The following is a 22,096-nucleotide window of genomic DNA, read 5'->3' as shown; positions in this document are numbered from 1 at the left end:
GTTACTCTTCCTTTTTACTCAACTGCTCTTTCATATACATTGAAGGCGGCATTCCATACAATTCTTTGAATGTTGTCGAGAAATTATTAGGATCAGTGAATCCTGTTAACATGGCTATCTCGGATATGGTATGCTGTTTTTCGGACAATAAACGAGCGGCTTCTTTTAAACGTATATTACGTATAAAGTCACGGGTTGTCTGGTTGGTGAGCTCTTTGAGTTTCCTGTGAAGATGTACGCGGCTAATACCTACCTCGGTGGTGATTGTCTCTATTGTCAAGTTAGGGTTACTGATGTTTTCATTGATCACTTTCATAATACGTTCCATCAATTTCTCATCGGGTGATTTCACTTCCAGTTTCTGAACCTTGTTCTCCAGATTTTGCTGGCCTGTAAATACTTTGCGTAACTGCTGCCGTGTATTAATCAGATTTTCTACCGTCTTTTGCAGAATTTCGATATTGAATGGCTTCATGATATAGGCGTCGGCTCCTGTATTCAGACCTTCAAGGTTGTCTTCTTCCCTCGTTTTCGCGGTAAGCAAAATGACTGGGATATGGTTGAGGTTTACATTCTGCTTGATCTTCCGGCATAAGGTGAGTCCGTCCATTTCGGGCATCATGATGTCACTAATGACTAAATCCGGAGTCTTCTTAAATATTTGCTCTAATGCTTCTTTACCATTACGGCTTTCCATGATATGAAATTTGTCCCCAAACTCCTTCGCTATATAATTTCGGATTTCTTCATCGTCTTCTACAATTAATACGCGATATTTAGTTTTTACCCTGACTTTCTTTTCTTCCTCATTTTCTATAATGGGAGAGATGACAGGAACAGTTGGTACGGTTACTGTTACCTTTTGCTCATTGTTGTCAACTTCTTCAGGTCGTAGATGCTTGTTACCCAACGGCAGCCGGATAATAAAACGGCAACCCGGTTGTTCTTTATTATTTTCTACATAGATAATTCCATGATGTAATTCCACTAATGAACGAGTCAGATGTAATCCTATTCCTGTTCCGCCTTTCGGATTCTGTTGGCTGTTACGGATCTGATAGAAACGTTCGAAGATATGTTCTTTTTCCTGTTCATCGATACCTGTTCCGGTATCTGCGATAATTATTTCGGCATATTGTTTCAAGGGATCGGGTAGTGTATTATCTTCTCCCGTACGGATGGTAATATCTATGTTTCCTTTTTCAGGAGTAAACTTGAAGGCATTAGACAGAATATTCAGGATAATCTTATCAAAATTACCTGTGTCTACCCATACATTCAGTTCCCGGAGCGTACTGTGAAGTTGTAGCCGGATATTTTTTGTATTTGCCTGTTGACCGAAAGTTGTACATAAATCCTCAATAAAAGGAATAATATTGGTCTCCCGGAACATCAGGAACATTTGTCCTTTATCAATTTTCCGAATATCCATTAGTTGATTGACAAGATTCAGAATACGTTCCGCATTTCTGTAGATAATATGATATATTTTCAGGCGTTCATTGTTCTCCTCATTCTTAATCAGTTTCTGTAGAGGACTGATGATTAGAGACATCGGAGTGCGTATCTCGTGAGAGATGTTGATAAAGAACTGCAATTTTGCTTCATTGATTTGTTCGGTATGGATATGTTGCAGCATTTCCTGATGCATTCTGTACCGATGTCTGATCTGAAGAATAATGATAAATATAATGGTCAGTAATAATAAGGAGTAGATAACTTTGGCCCACCATGAAGCATACCATGCAGGAGATATAAAGATGGTAATTTCTTTTATATTTGAATACACAGTGTTGTCTTTTGCTCTGATTTTAAAGTTATAGGTACCGGGTTTCAGATTGCTGAATGAGATACGGTTTACACCTTTGGGCAAACTAATCCATTTTTCATCGTTGATAGAATAAAGGTAGTTGATGTGTTCGGGGGCATTTAATTCCAGAGTGGCAAACTCGATACTGAACACATTGTCTTTATGGGATAGATAAAACTCTTTTGCGTTGAATACAGGGCAGTTGATAATATTGTGAATACCGGATTTCATTCCTTTTCTAACCGGATTGTTATGCAGGAAAAAGTCGGTAATTCGGATATTCCATGTTTTTGCCGGATTGATAATGTCTTGCGGATTGAAATAGGTGATACCATTCATTCCGCCAAACCAGATGGTGCCTTGCTCATCTTTGAATGAGGCATTTTTATAGAACTCATTCCCTTGTAATCCGTCACCTACATAATAATTGATGAATTTGTTATTTTTCTTTTGAAATTGGGATACTCCTGCGTTGCTACTTATCCATAGGAAATCATTCTCGTCTCCTTGTATTGCATATATTGTATTGCTGGGCAATCCATCCGCGGTGGTATAGGTCGTTATTTCTTTGGTCTCCTTATTCCAACTTGACAGCCCTTCGGAACTTCCAAGCCATATAATTCCATGGTTGTCTTCATAAATTGAATAAATCACGTGTTGGGGTAGTATCTTATAGCTCTGAAAATCAGAGGTGTCAAGGTCAATGCAGTTCATTCCGTCGTAAGTTCCTACATATAGCTTGTTGTCATTGGAGTAGTGCAGGCAACCTATCCATTCATTTATCAATGAAGAATTGGATTGCACAGAAGTAAACTCCTTGGTTTTAAGATCATAATAAAACAGCCCGAATCCCATTGTCGCAATCCAAAGACGCTTGTTTTTATCTTCTGCGAAATCATATACACGTTGTATATAGTTGTTGTTCTTATCTACCAGTTTGTACTGGTAATCGCATAATCCTGTCTGTTTGTTCAGCTTTCCCATACCGTTAATAAAGGAGCCGACCCAAATGTTGTACTCGGAATCTTCATATAGTTTTATAACTGTTGAAGGCACAGAATTAGGGTGATTAGTATGCGAGAAATGTTTAGCCGGTTCTAACTTTTCTGTCAGGGCATAAATTCCGTCATTGTCTGTTCCAACCCATAACATACCGTTGTTGTCTTTGCAGAATGAGGTTATACAACTGGAACCGATCATGTTTTTATCCATGGATTTATGTCCTATATACTTGAAACTGTTTGTTCGGGCAGGTATCTGCATGACTCCTTTCTGATAAACAGCCAACCATAAGTTACCGGAATTGTCTTTTAGGATAGAATGTATTTTTGAATTTTTTGAATCAAAATAGTTGTTGTCAAAATTGTATTCGGAGATTTCATGAGTTTGGTTATTGTAGACACTCATACCTTTACCATCAGTTCCGATATATAATTCATTTTGCGGTCCGGAATAGAGGAAACAGATAGGAAGTTCTCTCTTTTCTTTAAAATCAATAGGTATAAAGGAGTCTTGTCTTTTGTTATAGACGAATAGTCCTTTTCTCATACTTCCTACATAAATATTCCCACGTGAATCTTCACATATACTTTTGACATATCCGTTGTCTTTAGATAAATATAAAGTAAGTTGGTTATTAGAATCAAGACGATATACTCCTTCTTCGTCTTTTGCTATCCAGACATTCTGTTTCTTGTCTTCAATCATAAATCCTGTTGATGTCATGGGGATATCAATTTTTTGAACAGTCAACAGGTAATCTTTGATATTCAACCTGCACAACATATTTCCGGATACCCATATTTCTCCATTTCTCCTTTCGATAAAGGAAACAATATTGCTTTCAAATATTTCTCCATTGTCTTCCCTTATTGCAAGTGGGGTAAAATTGTCTGTAGCCGGATCATACATTTGAATTCCCATATATGTACCGATAAGCAAATGACCTTTGCTGTCTTCAAAAACAGTACGAACAAAATTGTGGGCTAACGAATGTTCGTTATTGGGCTCATGTTTGTATATGGTAAATTTAGCACCGTCATAACGGTTCAGACCATCTTCTGTTGCAATCCAAATGAAACCGTTCCGGTCTTGATATATTTGATTAATCAGACTACTGGAGAGCTCTTTGTCAGTAGTGAATAACTTAGGAGATTGCCCGTTGCATAACAAAGAAAACAATAATAATAGAAAAGTGAATACATTTTTCATAGTTATAGATCGTTGTTTGTTGTACAAAGAAAACTAAAAACCTAAATATAACCTAATAAAAAATGAATATTTTCATTAGGCTCCGGGAGTACAATCGGATGTTGTAACATCGTTTGTAAATAATGTAACATGAGAAAAGATTTATCCCTTCTTCTGTATTATTGTTTTCCTTCGATTGTATTTACAATATAGGTTTTACCCGTCTTTGTTTCGATGTCATATTCATAAACCTTCTGCAGTTTGGGAGATTGCGCACTTACCCCTTTGGCTACAAGAGGCCGTTTGATAGGAGTGGTGGCGAATAATCTATTTGAGCACTCTTTCCCGTTTACTTGTTTTAAGCCTTTCCCTTTCAGTGGGACATAAGACCGGATGCGGAGCGTACCGCCTATATTCGATCGGATGATCGCTTTATTTAACATATTGTTTTTCCACTCCATATCGACAGTAAAGTTTCCACGTGCCACCAGCCCCTTCACACTTCCTTCTTCCCATGCATCAGGCAATGCGGGCAATAAATGTACGGCACCGTCATGACTTTGGAGCAACATTTCCGCTACTCCGGCTGTATAACCGAAATTACCGTCAATCTGGAAAGGCGGATGGGCATCCAGCATATTGGGATAGGTACGCCCGTTCGGATATTCTTTAGCCAAGTGATCGTTGGGCAATAGTTGAATCATATTTTTGATAATTTGGAAGGCATGGTTTCCATCCAGCATACGTGCCCAGAAATTGACTTTCCAGCCGATACTCCAACCGGTAGCCTTATCACCGCGTTGAAGCAATGTGTTTCTTGCTGCCTGAAATAACTCGGGATTCGAGTATGGAGAAATTTGATTACTCGGATATAGCCCGTACAAATGTGAAATATGACGGTGCTCGTCCTTGGGATTGTCAACATCTTCCAGCCATTCTTGTAGTTGGTTATGTTTTCCTATTTGCATAGGTGGCAACTTCTCTAGTGTTTGTTTGAGGGAGTCTTGGAAAGAAGGGGCTTCACCTGTGATGTATGAAGCCAATAAGGTATTATGCAGTGCATCAAAGGCAATCTGGTTATCCATGGTGCAACCGGCCGTGATAGGTCCGTGTTCCGGCGACACAGAAGGCGACACTACCAACCATTTATACACTGGATGTTCTACCAAGAAATCCATGTAGAACTGCGCTGTTCCTTTCAGAATGGGATAGTACTCTTTCAGGAACTCTTTATTTCCTGTAAAGAGGTAATGTTGCCAGATATGTTGTGCTAACCAGGCTCCCCCACTAGGCCACATGCCGGCTGCAGCAAAGTCTACAACTCCGCAAATTCGCCATAAATCAGTATTATGATGCGCCATCCATCCCCTACAATCATACATGGTTCGGGCTGTTTCTGCTCCTGTGACGGATAAATCTTTCAACATAGAGAATAGCGGACTATGTGTTTCACTTAAATTAGTGACTTCTGCCGGCCAATAGTTCATTTCTGTATTAATGTTGATGGTGTATTTACTATCCCAAGGTGCATGTGTGCTGTTATTCCATATTCCTTGCAGATTAGCCGGTTGTCCACCCGGTTGCGAAGAAGAAATCAGTAAATAACGTCCATAATGGAAAAGTAGAGCTGCCATTGCCATGTCTTCCCCATTTCCGAAGTTTTCAATTCGTTTGGGAGTCTCCAGTTGGGAAGCTTTGCCTGCCGGTAGTGTAAGGCGTACACGGTCAAATTGTTTTTTATAATAAGCGATATGGTTTTTGAGAGCTTTTTCGTAAGGTATTTGCGTCGCTCTTTTCAGATATTCGCTGGTCCGTCGGGATTCATCGGCGCTGACATTCTGGTAGTTTACGTAGTTGGTTGCTGCCGATATATAAAGGGTGGCTTCTGTTCCTTCATTAATTTGGAGCGTATTTCCTGCCGGGCGGAGAGTGCCATTCGTTTTTACCTGGATTTGACATTCTGCCCGTAGTGCGGCTTTCAAACCTTCCTGCTCTTTCCCTTGACAGGTGACGGTCAGCTTATCATTCTGAACATTCACCTTATGTACTAGAGGGAAGTTATATGCAATAGTAAAGTTCAGTGCGTTTGCTTTACTTGCTTTGATATGCATAATAATGACATTATCAGTAAATGATGCAAAAGTGGTACGGGTATAAGTGACGTCATCCACTTGATAACGGGTAGTTGTCGTTGCATTCTCCAGATTCAGATCGCGGTAAAAGCCGGATGCGTTTTGGTGTTCCGGAAATTCCAGGTAAAGACTACCTAATGTCAGATAGCTCATTCCGTGTTGCTGGGTTAAGAAGTTGGCGTCAATGAGTCTTTGCGCTTCCTTGTTTCTCCCTTCAAAAATCAGTTTGCGTACAACCGGTAGCACATGTACGGCATTCGGGTTATTATTATTGTATGGAGAACCTGCCCAAAATGTTTCTTCATTGAGTTGTAATTCTTCGCGTTCGATTCCGCCATATACCATGGCTCCAAGACGGGAGTTGCCAATAGGGAGAGCTTCCGACCAATTTTGTGCAGGTTGACTATACCACGGTTTCAGGTCCTGTCCTGAAACAAGGTTGCTTATTAATAGGAATAATACAAAAAAAGTGTTTCTGTTCATATTGTATGGATTTGTAGCAAAGGTAGCTCATTTCCCAATACAAAAGGCAAAAAACTGTTTCTGAAATCTACCTTGGAAGTAACTTCTTTCCATATTTATGTTACTAATATATATGGTGTATGTTCCAAATGATAAAATAATAACTGCCGGTTTCTTTTTGATTTATTATCAGCCTTGCCCTCTTGTCATATAGCTTATTTGCAGGCTGATTAAGTGGGAGGTATAAAAAGAGAAGCTGGTATAGTTGCGTTGGGATGCCGGTATCGTTCCATTAAAGTACCGGTATCATTAATTTCCCACGACCGTGACAAGATCTTCCCACGGCCGTGGTAGGAACTCGTCACGGCTGTGGGAAGAAGCTACCACGGCCGTGAAGAATTAAGTATACCGGTATCCTGATCGAACAATAGTTATTGAATGATATAAGTATGCCGGTTGTATGACGGATGTTTAATGGAGGCTTTTCTTGAAAAGTAAGTAAAGCTGGATAGGAGATATGGGAGAGCAAAATCATAAAATAATAGGCTGACAATAAAACTTATAAAATGTTATTGTCAGCCTATTGTCAGGGCTTATTGTCAGCATCTAATGGATTGAAAATCATTTATCTAATGAATAGGAATGACGGCTGACAATAAGAACTGCAAAATTTATATGTAAATAGAATCAGTGTGTAGTAATTGACTTGTCTCTACATTGATCTTTTTATCTATTATCTCTCTTGCTTTTCGATTCATTCATAAACAGATAAGATTTCTTGTAGCCTCCGTAGTCTACAACCAACTTTTCCAGCACGATGCCCGGATCAAGAGGTTTGAAAATTAGTGTCTGCATGCCGTCTGATGTATTCGGTACATTCAGTTTGACCTTTTTCTCGACGATACGTCTTGCAACTGTCGGATAGTATATGCTGTATACATTTTCAGGAAGCTCGTTTAAGTTATGATTGAAATTGATCGTCTGATCCTTTCCTCCTTCAAATCCGATACTATACTCATGTCCTTTGCGATCGTGGAAAGCAAGAGTCGATTTCACTATCACGTGAACAGTCACTTTGTCGACTCCTTTAGGCAATTTTATTTTGTAGGAGATAGAAGCTCCGTCGGTCGGCTGGGTATAAGGCATCAGAGCCATGCCGCTAAGGGTTCGTCCCATGTAGGGGATCACTGTCCATTCCGTACTTGGTGCTGCTTTAGTGCTGTAATAGTGTTCGGCTTCCATAGCTACATATCCGTCTTGTCCGGTGAAGACGTATCCGCCGACAGCCTTTTCCGGATGCTTGATTCGGTAGGTTTGTGGTAGTGTATCAGCGGGGAAATTATCATTCCATGAGGTATAACCGATATGTTTCTGAATCATCATGTTCTTCCATTTGCCGCCGGACATAACGTTGTTATAATCGTCACTCAACGCTTTATCCCGTGCAAAAGCCTGTTCCACTTTATCTGCCCATTCGTTAGCTTGCGGATTGTTTTCTTTGTACAATTTATGGTTCATGGCTTGTGCATAATACATCTCGTACAGGTTTGCCATGGCTTGAACAGGGAAGAGGATTAATTGCTTGTAGGCATCTTTATATTCTGGTTTCAATGATATGTATTGTCTCAAAGCTTCCGCTTCCAGTTTCAGATATTCATCAGATACTTGTTTCCATTCGCCGGTCTCCAGGTTATAAGTATTCCGGTCGAGCATTTCTCCCGTTACGCGACCGTTATATTTGCTGTACAGGTTTAAGATTCGCATAGCTTCATCCGCTTGATCTTCGCCAAACTGCTGTGCGCAGAAACGACGGGGATGATCCAGCAAGTTAGAGACGTTGAATTGCTTGGGATTCCATGCCATATCCATGAAGAGCGTGATCGGATATTCCATTGGTTTCAAATCGCCTACATTCAGTATCCACAGCTTTTCTACTCCGTAATCGTATGTGAGTTGAAGTTGCTCCCACATATTTTGTATAGGGGTTACGTTCAGCCATTTGGAGTTTCTCGGAGCACCTACGTAGTCTACATGGTAATACATGCCCCAACCGCCCGGATGCTTACGTTCCTTGGCATTTGGCAGACGGCATACATTGCCCCAATTGTCATCACATAATAGCATGATAACATCATCGGGCACACGCATACCTTTATCATAGTAATCCAGTACTTCTTTGTATAGTGCCCAGACTTGCGGGGTTTCTTTGGCAGGACGTTTGGTGACTTCTTCAATAATCTTGCGTTGATTCTTGACTACATTTTCCAGGAGTTTCACATTGGTGCTTTCGCTCATGGCTGCATCACCGTCTCCGCGCATACCGATGGTTACGATATCTTCTGTACCCTGCATCCGTTCGATGCCTTCACGGAAAAACTGATCGATCACTTTTTGATTGGTCGCATAATCCCATGCTCCATATTCTTTGCGCTTGCGTGACCATTCCTGATGGTTGCGTGCCATTGGTTCGTGGTGGGATGTACCGATGATGATTCCCATTTCATTTGCTGTTTTACTATTCTGCGGGTCGTCAGCATAGAAAGCCCAGCTCCACATGGCGGGCCAAAGGAAATTACCTTTCAGGCGTAGTATCAATTCGCAAACTTGTGTATAAAAACGGTGGTCACCATAGTTTGTGCCGTAGGTCTGTTTTACCCAACCGGTCAGACAGGGCGCTTCATCATTGAGGAAGATGCCGCGGTAGGTCACCGCAGGTTCTCCGTCTGTATACTGTCCCGGCTTTACATATGCATTCTGTTGTTTTCGGATAGGGACGTCTGCCCACCAATACCAGGGAGATACCCCTATTTGTTCGGAAAGTTCATAGATACCATAGATCGTACCGCGTCTGTCGCTGCCGATGATAACCACTGCTTCATCTACTCCTTCACAGGGATTGGTGACAACTTGCAGGATATATTTCTCATTTTTCCCTTCCAGCTCCTTTTTATCTATTTTGTTTGCAGCTATCAGTTTTTTTACAAAAGGAGTACTATAGGTACCTACAATGACACAGTGTTTCGAACTTACGTTTGTTAAGAATTCAGGCTTCGTTCCGCATACTTGCAGTATATCTTGTTGAAGATTGCCGATAGCTATCATCACTCCTTTGTCTTCGGAAGAATCTACATATATCGGACAAGGAACTCCTTGGGATATCAACGGAAAATGATTATCGGTCGGTGTGAATACTACGAATTGTTCAGCGGCAAATGCTGCTATACTCACAACAGAGAGGTAGAAGAATAGAAATAATCTTTTCATGGTTTCAATATTTAATAATTTGTTGTTAATCATTAATCTTACGTTTCACTGTAACCGGATATTCTACTTTGTAGATAATTGGTAATTGAAAAGTATATAACAGCAAGCTTAAAATGATGTAAATATCCTTCTTCATAAATACTATATTTAATGAAATTATCTTCTTTGTGTCTTAAATTCCAAAAATGGTTTATTTTTTGTCTGTACTGTGACACGATGCAAAGATAGTTGGTATTGATAAGAACGGGCTTTGGGTATGTTTCAATTATTTATACTGTTGATACCAATTTACTTTTTCTTGAAGTTTTTTCTTCGGAGATAAAATGAAGAAGTGTGAACAAACTGCTTTGTTCAATAAATGTTTTTGATTTTGTTTCAAAATCTTTTTGTATTGTATCTATGAGGCTGTCGGATGAATAATGATGGTTAATGTGTCATATTCCGTATTAATAAGATTGGTATGTGATGCGTATAATATAAGTTGGTTTAACAAGAGTAAGTAGAGATTTTAATGATCTTGAGAATATCGGTAAGCGTCAATTGCATTCTTAACCGAACCGTGTAACAGTAACAATTTTTGTGCATGGTCATGATTTAATCCTAGTTCCTCCATAATCATCCTGGTGCCTCTTTCTACCAGTTTATGATTACTAAGCTGCATGTTTACCATCTTATTTCCTTTCACCCGTCCGAGTTGAATCATGACAGAGGTGCTAATCATATTCAGAATCATTTTCTGTCCGGTACCCGATTTCATCCGGGAACTGCCTGTCACATATTCCGGCCCTACAATCATTTCGATGGCTACATCCGCTTCTGCTGCCATTGGAGAATCGGGATTACTGGTGATACAACCTGTCAGGACACCGTGTTTACGGGCTTCCCGCAAAGCACCGATTACGTACGGGGTAGTGCCGGAAGCGGCAATGCCGATAACGGTGTCTTTTTCGTTGATCTGGTGTTCGACGAGTTCTTCCCAACCTCGATTTTCATCATCTTCGGCTCCTTCTACCGGATTGCGCAGGGCTGTATCGCCTCCTGCAATCAGTCCGATAATCCAGTTGGGAGACATTCCGAAAGTAGGAGGAATTTCGGAAGCATCCAATACTCCCAGACGACCGCTTGTGCCGGCCCCCATATAAAAGATGCGTCCGCCTTGTTTCATGCGGGGCACAATCTGATTGACAAGCTCTTCAATTTGTGGAATAGCCTTTTGTACGGCTAACGCTACTTTCTGATCTTCCTGGTTGATATCTTCTAAGATCTCTCGCACAGATTTCTTTTCCAGATGATCGTAAAGTGACGGTTGTTCGGTTATCTGCATTTTTATAATTACTGGTTATAAATTACAATAGGTAAAAGAATTATTGTTGATGGTATTGAATCAGCCCTTCCATCGGACTTTGAAGAATCTTACCGATCTGAATACCTGTTGTTTGCGCAGCCTCCTGCAAAATCTCCTTGTAACAGTGAGCTACGGAACCAATAAAATGTACCGGATATTGCTTATAATCATATTGCATCACGTTTCTGCGGAGAAAAGCGATAAAGCTGTTGAGTACTAGTGAACGGATAGCCGGTTCTTCCAAGTGCTGTGCAAGGAAGGGAGAGAGACTAGCCAGAAAACGGTTCGGGAAAGGCTGGCGATAAACACGGTCGATGATTTCGGGAGCCGTCAGGTCGAACTGTTTTAAGAAAGCTTCTTTGATGGCAGGTGGAAGCTGATTTTTCAGTACATCGCCTACCAGTAGTTTTCCTAAGACTGCGCCGCTTCCTTCATCTCCCAGGATGAATCCAAGAGGGGAGATGTTGTTGACAATCTCTTCACCGTTATAGAAACAGGAATTGGAACCTGTGCCGAGGATGCAGGCAATCCCTGCTTCATGTCCGCATAGTCCGCGGGCAGCGGCAAGCATATCCGAGTAGGCTTTGATATTCCCGATGACGGGCAGGCTGTCGGCAATAGCCCGCCGGAGGATGGGAGCCTTCTCGGGAGTGCATCCTGCACCATAAAAAAAGACGGAGTTGATTGTTCCTTCCGGTAGTTGTGGCAGGAGGGAATGTGTCAGCTCTTGTTGAATCTCTTCTTCTGATTGGAAGAAGGGATTAATTCCCTTCGTTCCCATTCGTTTGATTGGGGTGCCGTTGAAAACGATGCACCAGTCGGTTTTGGTAGAACCACTATCTGCAATGAGTATCATATCTTTGAGTTTTTTATTGTTTCTTTCCGAAAGAATCCTCCAGTCGGTTGCGAATCATTAATGAGGCGACGATACCGGGCAGGGTACAAATACAAACCCAGATAAAGAAGTTTGTGTATCCGAGATGTTCCTGTATCCATCCGGCAGGCATACCGGGAATCATCATGCCCAGTGCCATAAATCCGGTTCCGATAGCATAGTGTGCCGTTTTATGTTCACCTTCTGCTATATAAATCAGATATAGCATATAAGCGGTAAAGCCGAAACCATACCCCAACTGTTCGATCGCTACACAAATGGCTATAAATATAGGATTGTCCGGGGTGGCGGCAGCCATCCATACATATAATAGATCGGGAATGTTGATGGCTAATGCCATGGGTAATATCCATTTCTTGAATCCGTCACGGGAAACGAGGAAACCACTAATGATTCCACCGAGCAATAAAGCTATGACACCTATGGTACCGTAGATCATTCCGACAGTTGCTGTGGATAAACCCAGTCCACCTTTATCGGTCGTGTCGAGCAGGAAAGGAGAAGCTATTTTGGCTAACTGTGATTCTCCCAACCGATAGGTGAGGAGGAAAAAGAACATGAGACCGAGGTTCTTTTTCTGAAAGAATGTGACAAAGGTCAGGAGAAAATCTCCCAACAACTTACCCGGTGTGAGTCCGGGACGTTTAATGTCCGAATCAGGATGGGGGAGGATAAGTCGATGATAGATAGTAAGAGCCAGAAATAATCCGGCAAGGAGGTAGAATGTAATACTCCATGCCAAGGGAATATTGTTCTGTGATGTTTCCAGCCATCCTGCCAGCATGACTAGAATTCCCTGCCCGAAAATATTGGCAAGCCGGTAAAACGTATTTCGAATACCGACAAAGAAAGATTGTTCTTTATTATTGAGCCCGAGCATATAGAAACCGTCTGCAGCGATGTCATGCGTAGCGGAACTGAACGCCAACAACCAGAAAAAGGCGAGAGTCAACTGTACATAATGAGCAGTCGGAATAAAGAAGGCTATTCCTGCAAATCCGGCAGCGATGAAACCTTGCATGGCAATAATCCAGGCGCGTTTCGTTTTCACCAGGTCGACGAAAGGACTCCATAGCGGTTTGATAGTCCAGGGAAGATAGAGCCAGGAAGTATATAAGGCTATTTCCGTATTGGATAATCCCAAACGCTTGTACATGATAACAGCAATCGTCATTACCGCTACGTATGGCAGCCCTTCTGCGAAGTAGAGGGTGGGTATCCAGCTCCAGGGATTTCTTTTTGTAGTGGGTGTTGTCATGGTATTATTCTTTTTTATTGATATTGTTTTTCGAGCGTACTGCCGGGGTAATAGTGAGACAGTATTTCTTCATATTTGTAACCTTGCTCTCCCATTACGGCAGCACCAATCTGGCAAAGTCCTACTCCATGTCCCCATCCGGCTCCGGTAAGGATGAATCGGGAAGGGATTTTATCCTCTTTATGTTTCTTTTCTTCATATTCTTTGTCTACTACGAAGGCGGAACTATACAGATGAGAAGTAGATAAGGTACGGCGTATTTCCAGTTCTTTCCCGATAATAAGCGTCCGCAAGGTTCCTACAATCTTCAATCGGACAAGACGTCCCGACGTTCCACGTTCTATAGGAATTAAATCCAGAATTTGTCCGAAATCAATCCCTGAACGTTGATGAATCAGTTCTGAAAGCTCCTGCTGCGAATAACTGACTTTCCAACGATAGAAGTCTGCTGTTTCCTGATCGTAGTTGTTTAGTACTTGGCTTAGAATTTTCTTATCCTGCGTATTACAAAAAGCAACAGGTGAGGTACGTATCCATTTATCAGCTTCCGCCTCTATGTTCAAATCGGGAAGTTGTTTTTCAGTCTTGCTATCCCGTTGTCTGATTAGATAAGGATGCTTTACGTTTTCCCAACAATTTTGGAACTCTTCAAAAGCTCCGCCACAACATTTAGAGAAACGGGCATCACAAATTGCTCCTTTATACATCAGCACTTCCCCCCGCGTGGCGGAGACTGCTTCGATGGCTTGTGGTGTTGAGGCTCGTGTAATTCCCTGATAACGCTGGCAATGATCGTCGGCACATACATCGAAATTTCTATGTGCTTCATGGTCATACCACTTAATAAATGAAGAATTAGGAATGAAGAATGAAGAATTGGCTGCGCTGTCTTTTTGCAAAGTTCTTTTAAATTCTTCATTCTTCATTCTTAATTCTTTATTTTTTTCGAGTAGCCAGCTTCGGGAGATGACGGCGTGAGCCTTTAGTAGTTCTAAAGAAGCTGTTGCGCTCATCTCTGATGAAATTACACTGGTAAGATATTCTTCAATGGAAATCACATTGATGGCAGTTAGTTGTTCTTCTTCGATGATAATCTTTAATTCCCCTTTGAATTTCTGGACTTCTTTGCGTTCCCAATGGAAGTTGATTCCGATGGTCACATCTTTCAGTTCAAAGAAAGCATGTGCATTTTGTGGAGGAATGAAGGATAATTCGTCGTACTCTTTCCCTTGCCAAAGAATCTTCCCATCCTGATAAATAACTTTCTGTGTCCCGGAAATTTCCGTTCCGACAGAAGAACTAAATTTCACCGGGAAAGAGAATTCAATCTCTTTTCCGGAAAGGATACCAACTGTTATTTGAGGTTGAGTCATAATACAGCTTTAATACGTTCTAGTATTTTTTGCAGTTTTTCTTTGGATATAGATACTTCCCGATAGATATCATATACCTTTTCAGGAGTCAGTTTCTCCATATCCTCTTCACGTACTATAGGGAATATGCCGTTCATTTCAGCAATAGCAGGACTGATGAGAATTTGTTCGTCTCCTTTTGCGTAATAGCAGTCAGGACGATGTTTGCTGCGTAAGAAGATAATACAATTGTAAGGGTGTTCGGCCACTGATTCAAATTCTTCTTCGTAGCGCTCTCTAAAATCCTCTTTGGTGCGTTCCAAACCATACCAGGCAAGAATATTCATCATTGGTTCTTTTCCGTTATTATTGGTAGCTAAGATGTCGTAAATCAGATGGAAGGTTTTCGACATTGTTTTCTTATTTTCCGCCTGAATCCTGATGAAACTGCACGGGAAATCTTTATAACTAATTTGCACCTTGTCGTTATCTATTAATTCCATGCGATCGTAATAGGCTCCCTGTATACTTTCCTCTTTACTGCAAGCTTGAAAATGGGCATGATCGGGAGCGGAAGCTCCACATTCCGGTCCATTATACAAAAGGAAGTATTCTTCCATAATGTCGGTGAGTTCTATCATATCTTTAAAACGCCCGACGATGGATTGCGACTTGTGTTCCTTATCTACAATTGTAAAGTGGTGTTTAAATATGGGATAGGGATTAACCAGTATCTGATAATTCCTATAACTGATGAACTCTTGTTCCTGCGGTCGGTTTGTTTGGCAGAGGAAGCAAGGCCGTGAGTGAATGGAGGCAGTATCTGTCTGTGCGGTAGCCGAAAGAATACGTTTCGGATTAAAGAATAGTTTCGCACTTAAACAATTGTTACCAAACCACTTGGATATTTCTTTTGTTCGTGACCGATACTGTTCCAATGCCTGGTAATTCTCTTTGGCTAGTTCCCAAGAAAGAGTTTGCTTTTGGAATAACTGTTCGATTCTTTGCTGAATTTTCTCTAATGTCGTTTCTTGTTGCAGGATGCGCTGTTCCAATTCCCACGTACGAAGTCGGTCTTTATATAGATTATTCTGGTTGATTTTCTCAACAGGCAGTGCAGCATCCGAGTTGCCTTCCCAACGGCGGCAAAGGTAAATCACGTCGTATATTCTGCCTATCTGATAATCGTGTGAAATTTTCAATCCAAGGGCATAATCTTCTCCATAGCTTGTGTTCGGGACTTTGATTTCCCGAAGAATGGGCGTGTAGAATGCACGAGGAGCTCCTAGGCCGTTGATACGTAATGCATTATTTCGTCCGTTGTCGGGCGTCCATTCCTTATGATCGATGATGCCGGGGGCAATTTCCTGCATATCAAAGTTAGTCATCATATAAGTGCCGATTACCATTGCACATTTCTGTTTATAGAAAGTATCAATGATGATTTGCAGGCTATGTTCGTCTTTATACACGTCATCGCTATCAAGTTGGACGGCAAACTTTCCGCATTTCTCGTGATGGATACCTATGTTCCAACATCCGCCTATACCGAGGTCATCTCTTTCGGGAATGACGTGAATCAGTCGCTTGTCCGAACTAAGTTCATGGAGAACTTCACTGGTCCCGTCTGTCGAATGATTGTCGATGACAATGACATTGAACGGAAAGGTCGTTTGCTGGTTCAGTGCCGAGCGTACGGCATCTTTGACTGTGCGAATACGGTTGCGTACGGGTATAATGACAGAAGCTTCATATTCAAAAGTGTGAGAAGAAAAGTCTACGGGACGGAAGATAGGATAAAGATATCCGCCAATTTCCTGCAAATGGTTGGTGCATGCCTGTTCCATTTCGATCTGTACCTGACGATTTTTAGGGTCTACATAATCGAACTGCTTCTCACCGCTTTTCCGCTTGTCACTTTCTACTTCGGTATATAGATATTCGTTGATATGTACCAGTTTGCTCTTTTGGGATATTTTGAGTCTCAAATCATACAAACCTGCATATTGATATTCCTCTTCCGTATTTTCTATAACTTCCTTGAATGTGTTGGCATTGAACAGTAGAACCGAGCCGAAATTGAAGTCGTCACGCAGGCTACCGGGTTGGTAATCAATGACTGGAGCTGTTTTTTGCACACCGTCTATCTGTTGGTAATGGTCTGCATATACCATGGCAGCTTGGGTCATTTCCATTACTTGAACCATTCTTTCAAGAGCGAACATGCCTATTTTTAGTGCAGTGTGTTTGGTATAGAGCAAGGTATATGTTTTATCAGAATGTTCTGCAATAGCCCGCATCGCTTGTGTAGACTGCATTTTTTCTACAGAGATGAGTTCGCATCCGGGAATACAGACATTGGTAATTGGCGATGCCAATAAATAAATTTTGTCTACCAGCGTCGATGCACGTAACTCCTTAACTGTTTGCACAGTTTCTTCCAACCGGCTGAAAGGAAGAAAACAGTTGATTGTTGTTTTCATTATTTTACTTCTTGTTTTGTAGTATGAGTTGTGTAAGATGTTTCTTTGTCTTGTCTTTTGATGAACAAACAAAGTCCAAGGAATGTGAACAGGGCATTGATTATCAACAACTCGTAGCTAATTTGGTAACCGTTGAGCCATGCTTCCGAATTTCTTTGCAGGATATAGCAAAGAATAGGAGAAGCGATAGCTACTAACGGAATATATTTATCATAAACTTGTTTCTTGGTGAAGATGCCGAAAGCGAACAGTCCTAAGATAGGGCCATACGTATAACTGGCCAATGTGTAAATCGCATCAATCACACTGGTGTTGTTCAGCAAATTGAATACGAAAATGACTGCTCCCATCACAACTGCCATACCGATATGTACATGTTTGCGTATTTGGCTAAGTGCCGCCTCTCCTTTTTTCTGTGCATGTAAAATATCTACAGTAAAGGAAGTGGTCAGTGCCGTCAAGGCAGAACCGGCTGCAGAATAGGCGGAGGCTATCAGTCCGATAATGAATAATATTCCGACTATGCCGGGAAAATAATTTCCGGTAGCAATCATCGGAAACAACTCGTCGCTTTTTTTCGGATTCCCAATGCCTTGCTGTGCTGTAAACGTATATAACAGTACTCCCAGCATCAGAAAAAGCAGAATGACAAAGAATTGTGAGATACCGCTTGTAATCATATTCTTCTGTGAATCCCGGAAATTCTTGCAGCTAAGATTGCGTTGCATCATATCCTGGTCGAGTCCGTTCATAGCAATGACAGTGAACACTCCTGCCAGGAACTGCTTGAAGAAATATCGTTTGTCATTAACATCGTCAAAAAAGAATGTCTTGGAAAAGTCACTGTCTGAAATCGTACTAACCAAACCACTGAAATTCAGATGCAAGCTGGAAGCAATATAATAGATGCAAAGTACAACCGACACTACCAGGCAGAATGTTTTTAGAACATCCGTCCATATCAATGATTTCACTCCACCGCGGAAAGTGTAGAGCCATACTATAAATACGGTAAGTATGACATTCAACAGGAAAGGAAGATGGAAAGGTTCGAAGATCAGCAGTTGTAGCGTCAGGCATACCAGGAATAATCGAACGGCAGCCCCTAGCATCTTTGAAATAAAAAAGAACCAGGCTCCCGTCTTGTAGGAAGAGCTTCCGAACCTGTTCTCCAGATATTCATATATGGAAACCAGGTTCATACGATAAAAGAGAGGAACGAGTACAAACGCAATGATAATTTGTCCTACTATGAATCCCAGCACCATTTGCAGGTAAGAAAAGCTACTTGCCTGTACCATACCCGGAACGGAAACGAAAGTGACTCCGGAAATGGTGGAACCAATCATGGCAAAGGCAACAACATACCATGCCGATTTACGGTTTCCGACAAAGAATCCCTCATTGTCGGCTTTGCGTCCTGCTATATAAGAGATAGTGAACAGGATTATAAAGTATGCCACAATAGTGATAGATATAACGGCTGGACTCATATCTGCTATTTAAATTCGTTTGAGGATGAATGATCCGAATTAGTTTTTCTTTGTCTACAAAAGTAGGGAATTTATCATATATATGTATACTCCTACCTATTTTTTATTCCCGGTGTGCCTCCGGTCGCGTGTTTGGACGAACGCCAGTTTTTATTGAGCGAGGACAACTCCGGAGATTTCTTTTCAAGCGAAATGCCGGTTATTTTGTCAATGGTGTGCATTTCATCTCTAAAACAACAAGTGTCAAAAGTATGTCCTGGTGCAGTCTCTTTACTACTCGAAAGTGCCAGATACCCACCATTATTGTTCAGTGCCGGGAAGTTCGGTATAATTATTATATTTTCTCCACCAACTTTATGTTTCTGAACAACTCTGTTGAAGTATTTCGTGAAACAAAGATAAGTTTTGGAAGGAATGGCTAGGGGAGTAGAAGGACTCTCATTTTGAAGGATAGTAGTATTGTATATTGTCCCGTCTTCATGCATTTTATATAGATAAAGTGCGGGTAAAATGACTGCCTGTTCAGTTGGATTATAGATTTCTACATATTCTGCACCATCAGTGGCATTGTTATACATTATTTCATTGAAAAGAAGCATACCTCTCACATCTCTCGGTAGTTCGGGAGTGTCCGGATTATCTGGAAGGTCCGTATCGGGGTTATCGGGTGTTTCGTCGGGTGATGTGTTCGTTTCTACGTCATTAGACAACTGTATGTGATGGAACGTGAATCCTTTACAACGGGTTTTGGTGTAAATGCAGTATATACCGCAGTAGCGGGAAGTCTGTATATCGGTATCTTTTATCTGTTTTTCTTTTACGTATTCATTCTCGGATTCAAGCCGTGTCCAAAAAGTCCAGTAACCGTTATTGTCACGTTCTACTTTTATATATAGTTTCGGTGATGAGTCGCCTTTCATCAGTTCTCTTCCCGAAGCCAGTAGTTTAGACTGCTCTCCGTTCTGACGATAAAGAGCTACATTATCTTTAGCTCCTCCAATCTGAATGTAATAGCCGTTTAAATTACCGGAAAGAATGTTTGAGGAAGAAGTCAGATAAAATCGTGCATAATTGTTGGCGGAGGGATTAAAGGCGAGGTGAACTCCAAATTCCCAACGGGTGTTTTTTATAGAGGTAGAAGGAATGGTGATATATGCTGTTCCGGCGTCTTCCTGCGGATCATTTAGATGGATTCCTTCTTTAGAATTGATGGTGAATTTGTCCATCTCTCCTTCCCAGGGAAGTTCGGGTGTGATAGTGTCTTCTCCTTTTAAATCTCCCTTTTCTTCGTCATCAGCAGGGAGCGAACAATTATAGAACAATATGATGAAGATACTTAGGAAAGCAAATGCTTGGTAAACTTTCATACGGTTTTTAGTTTGAGTTATTTCGTTTTACCGTATTTGTTTGAGTATAATGCAGAAGCAATTGCGGTTTAAATAGTTGATGAGTCGGCAAAGGTAAACCTTTTGCTGGGAAAAAACATACTTATTGAAGAAATAATTGTAAATCCTTTTGTTTTCTCTAAATGCGTGGAAAGGAAACAGTGAGGGGTTATCAAAAGTCACATTTAATTTATTGACTTTTGATAACCCCTCACCCATGTTACATTCAATTATTGAAACATTATTCGAAGCGTGGCATTACATATTTATCTGTGTAAGATGTGAACGTAATACCTGGCATGGAATGAACGTTCGATTCGTTCTCCAACTTCTTTATCAACGAATAATCGTTGGCGTCCAATGCGTAATAGTTATCTGAAGCCGGAGTTGTCACACGGACTGTCCAGTCGAACATATTACCGATGATGGTGAGCGCATCCGTTTCCGGATCAAATGCTGGGATTCCTGTTTTTACGATTTCATACGTCCGGTTCTGCAACACATAGAAAGCGTTGTTGGCATCGGTCATAAAAGCAAGCGTCTTTTTATTTCTGAACTCGGTCAGATACAGATGTTCTAATGTCAGGCCTTCAGGCAAGGTGATGGCACGGACATACGGGCGTCCTTTCACCTGTTTCAGATGAAACAGACGACGGTCGGCATCCAACAGAAGATAACCTTCGTCATACTCCTTTTTCACCGTCGGATTTCCTACGATTTCCGTTGCCGGAAAACGAAAATCCTTCTTAGTCATAGCTTCGGTAAACTGAAGGCTTTTGTCTTCCTTCACGCTGTTGGTAGCCATGTCGATAAATTCGATCCCTTTGGAGGTGATACGGAATACGTCATCCGGCATTTTCAGGTCCACACGTCCTGACATAGATTCCATCAGTGGGTAAAGCCCGATAGAAGGTGCGTTTATATCCGAAGGCACACTGCGGAAGTTGAAGTTTTCTGTCTGCACCATTTTAGGAGTCATTGCGATTCCTTGAATGGTATCCGGAAAACGCTCATCAGACATCAACTGACGGAAATAAAACATAGGCAGGATGCTGTCGAAAGCAGCTTCCGAATAAATGTTTCCTGCAAGGTCGCGGCGCACGGTTCCTTTCCCTTCTTCTTGTCCCATCTGGGCGAAATCGCCAATTACGAAACTATACAGGGTAAAGGGAGTCTTTTCTGGCTTTACGACAAAGAAATTGTAGCACCAGGGCAACTGCCAAAGAAGCAGAAAAGCGATGGTTACATATAATAGTATGGTACTGAAACGTCTCATTTCTCAATCTTTTAATTTTAAATCTTTAATTTTTTTATTGGTTAATCCTGTTTTCCGGCCTTGAACCGTACGATAGAGAGCCACGAGAAAGAGGCTGTCAACAAAGTATAGACCACTAAATAAGGGAGAAACTTGTTGTATGCTTCCGGTGTAGGCGACAGGAAGAAGATTCGGAGTAACAATACTGCGATAATGAGATTCAGGATACGGCGTTTCCATGCCGGTTCGAGGCAAATCCATGCGACGAGTAGATAGCCGGAGATGCCGGCGAGATACCACGTTAAAGCGGTAAGCAGTATGTGGTTTTTGAGCTCATGGGCAAGGATTCCGTTCAGATATACCTCCATCAACAAGAAATTGGAAGCGAAGCAGACAAGAAGCAGTATGAGCCCGGAGAGTAACATATTGCCCGTCATTTTCAGTTCCGGATAAGGCAGATGGAGGGTCAGTTTCAAACATTTGCGTTGCATCTCGGGGACAAATTGCACGATTGCCATCAGGATTCCGGCAATCAGAGGGATATATTGCAACATATCAATGAAGATGACATCCCGTTGCAGCATGACTTCCCATACATGGGCAGCCCCTTTCATTTCTACCACCCGGTTGATGCGGAGCATACAGTAGCCTGTAAAACCAAGTGTGGCGAGCACGGCAAGCAGAAAATACCACCGTGTCTTTATCCATTCTTTATAAAATATAGCGTACATTCTTGAGGATTTATGATTTATGAATGATGATTTATGGGTTA

General features: G+C 41.4%; 12 protein-coding genes. All 12 read right to left on the bottom strand.

The features are described 5' to 3' along the window. Nucleotide 1: 1 nt before the first annotated feature. On the bottom strand, nt 2–4,021 hold the full coding sequence (locus DW862_RS00970; protein ID WP_120067111.1) for a two-component regulator propeller domain-containing protein: 4,020 nt from the start codon (nt 4,019–4,021) through the stop codon (nt 2–4). Nucleotides 4,022–4,179: 158 nt separating this feature from the next. Continuing rightward, nucleotides 4,180–6,615: a glycoside hydrolase N-terminal domain-containing protein gene (locus DW862_RS00965; protein ID WP_120067110.1), complete on the bottom strand. Its 2,436-nt coding sequence runs from the start codon at nt 6,613–6,615 to the stop codon at nt 4,180–4,182. A 705-nt stretch (nt 6,616–7,320) separates the two neighbouring features. Beyond that, nucleotides 7,321–9,858, bottom strand: a complete 2,538-nt coding sequence (locus tag DW862_RS00960; RefSeq protein WP_120067148.1) for a glycosyl hydrolase 115 family protein — start codon at nt 9,856–9,858, stop codon at nt 7,321–7,323. 508 nt (nt 9,859–10,366) lie between these two features. Next, nucleotides 10,367–11,182, bottom strand: coding sequence for an N-acetylmuramic acid 6-phosphate etherase (murQ, locus tag DW862_RS00955; RefSeq protein WP_008642957.1), 816 nt, complete (start codon nt 11,180–11,182; stop codon nt 10,367–10,369). Nucleotides 11,183–11,222: 40 nt separating this feature from the next. Beyond that, nucleotides 11,223–12,059, bottom strand: a complete 837-nt coding sequence (locus DW862_RS00950) for an ATPase (protein ID WP_120067109.1) — start codon at nt 12,057–12,059, stop codon at nt 11,223–11,225. Nucleotides 12,060–12,072: 13 nt separating this feature from the next. Further along, nucleotides 12,073–13,356: an MFS transporter gene (locus DW862_RS00945; protein ID WP_022199305.1), complete on the bottom strand. Its 1,284-nt coding sequence runs from the start codon at nt 13,354–13,356 to the stop codon at nt 12,073–12,075. Between the two features lie 14 nt (nt 13,357–13,370). Further along, nucleotides 13,371–14,729 (bottom strand): SpoIID/LytB domain-containing protein, encoded by a 1,359-nt coding sequence (locus DW862_RS00940; protein ID WP_120067108.1) that lies wholly within the window; start codon nt 14,727–14,729, stop codon nt 13,371–13,373. Beyond that, nucleotides 14,726–17,191 (bottom strand): DUF4922 domain-containing protein, encoded by a 2,466-nt coding sequence (locus DW862_RS00935; protein WP_120067107.1) that lies wholly within the window; start codon nt 17,189–17,191, stop codon nt 14,726–14,728. The genes DW862_RS00940 and DW862_RS00935 overlap by 4 nt, the downstream gene beginning before the upstream one ends. After that, nucleotides 17,191–18,684 carry a sodium:solute symporter gene (locus tag DW862_RS00930; RefSeq protein ID WP_120067106.1) on the bottom strand — a complete coding sequence of 498 codons (1,494 nt, stop codon included), beginning with the start codon at nt 18,682–18,684 and terminating at the stop codon, nt 17,191–17,193. The genes DW862_RS00935 and DW862_RS00930 overlap by 1 nt, the downstream gene beginning before the upstream one ends. A gap of 92 nt (nt 18,685–18,776) precedes the next feature. Further along, on the bottom strand, nt 18,777–20,051 hold the full coding sequence (locus DW862_RS00925) for a hypothetical protein (RefSeq protein WP_087321564.1): 1,275 nt from the start codon (nt 20,049–20,051) through the stop codon (nt 18,777–18,779). Between the two features lie 259 nt (nt 20,052–20,310). Continuing rightward, complete coding sequence (locus DW862_RS00920; protein ID WP_087317051.1) at nt 20,311–21,345, bottom strand: DUF4857 domain-containing protein; 1,035 nt, start codon at nt 21,343–21,345, stop codon at nt 20,311–20,313. Between the two features lie 41 nt (nt 21,346–21,386). Beyond that, nucleotides 21,387–22,055, bottom strand: a complete 669-nt coding sequence (locus tag DW862_RS00915; RefSeq protein ID WP_049701735.1) for a hypothetical protein — start codon at nt 22,053–22,055, stop codon at nt 21,387–21,389. Nucleotides 22,056–22,096: the final 41 nt, after the last annotated feature.

It is taken from the genome of Bacteroides sp. AM37-9, from assembly GCF_003603455.1.
Classification (GTDB): domain Bacteria; phylum Bacteroidota; class Bacteroidia; order Bacteroidales; family Bacteroidaceae; genus Bacteroides; species Bacteroides xylanisolvens.
Note: the sequence above shows the minus strand (reverse complement) of the source record. Positions and strands in the feature narration are given on the sequence as shown.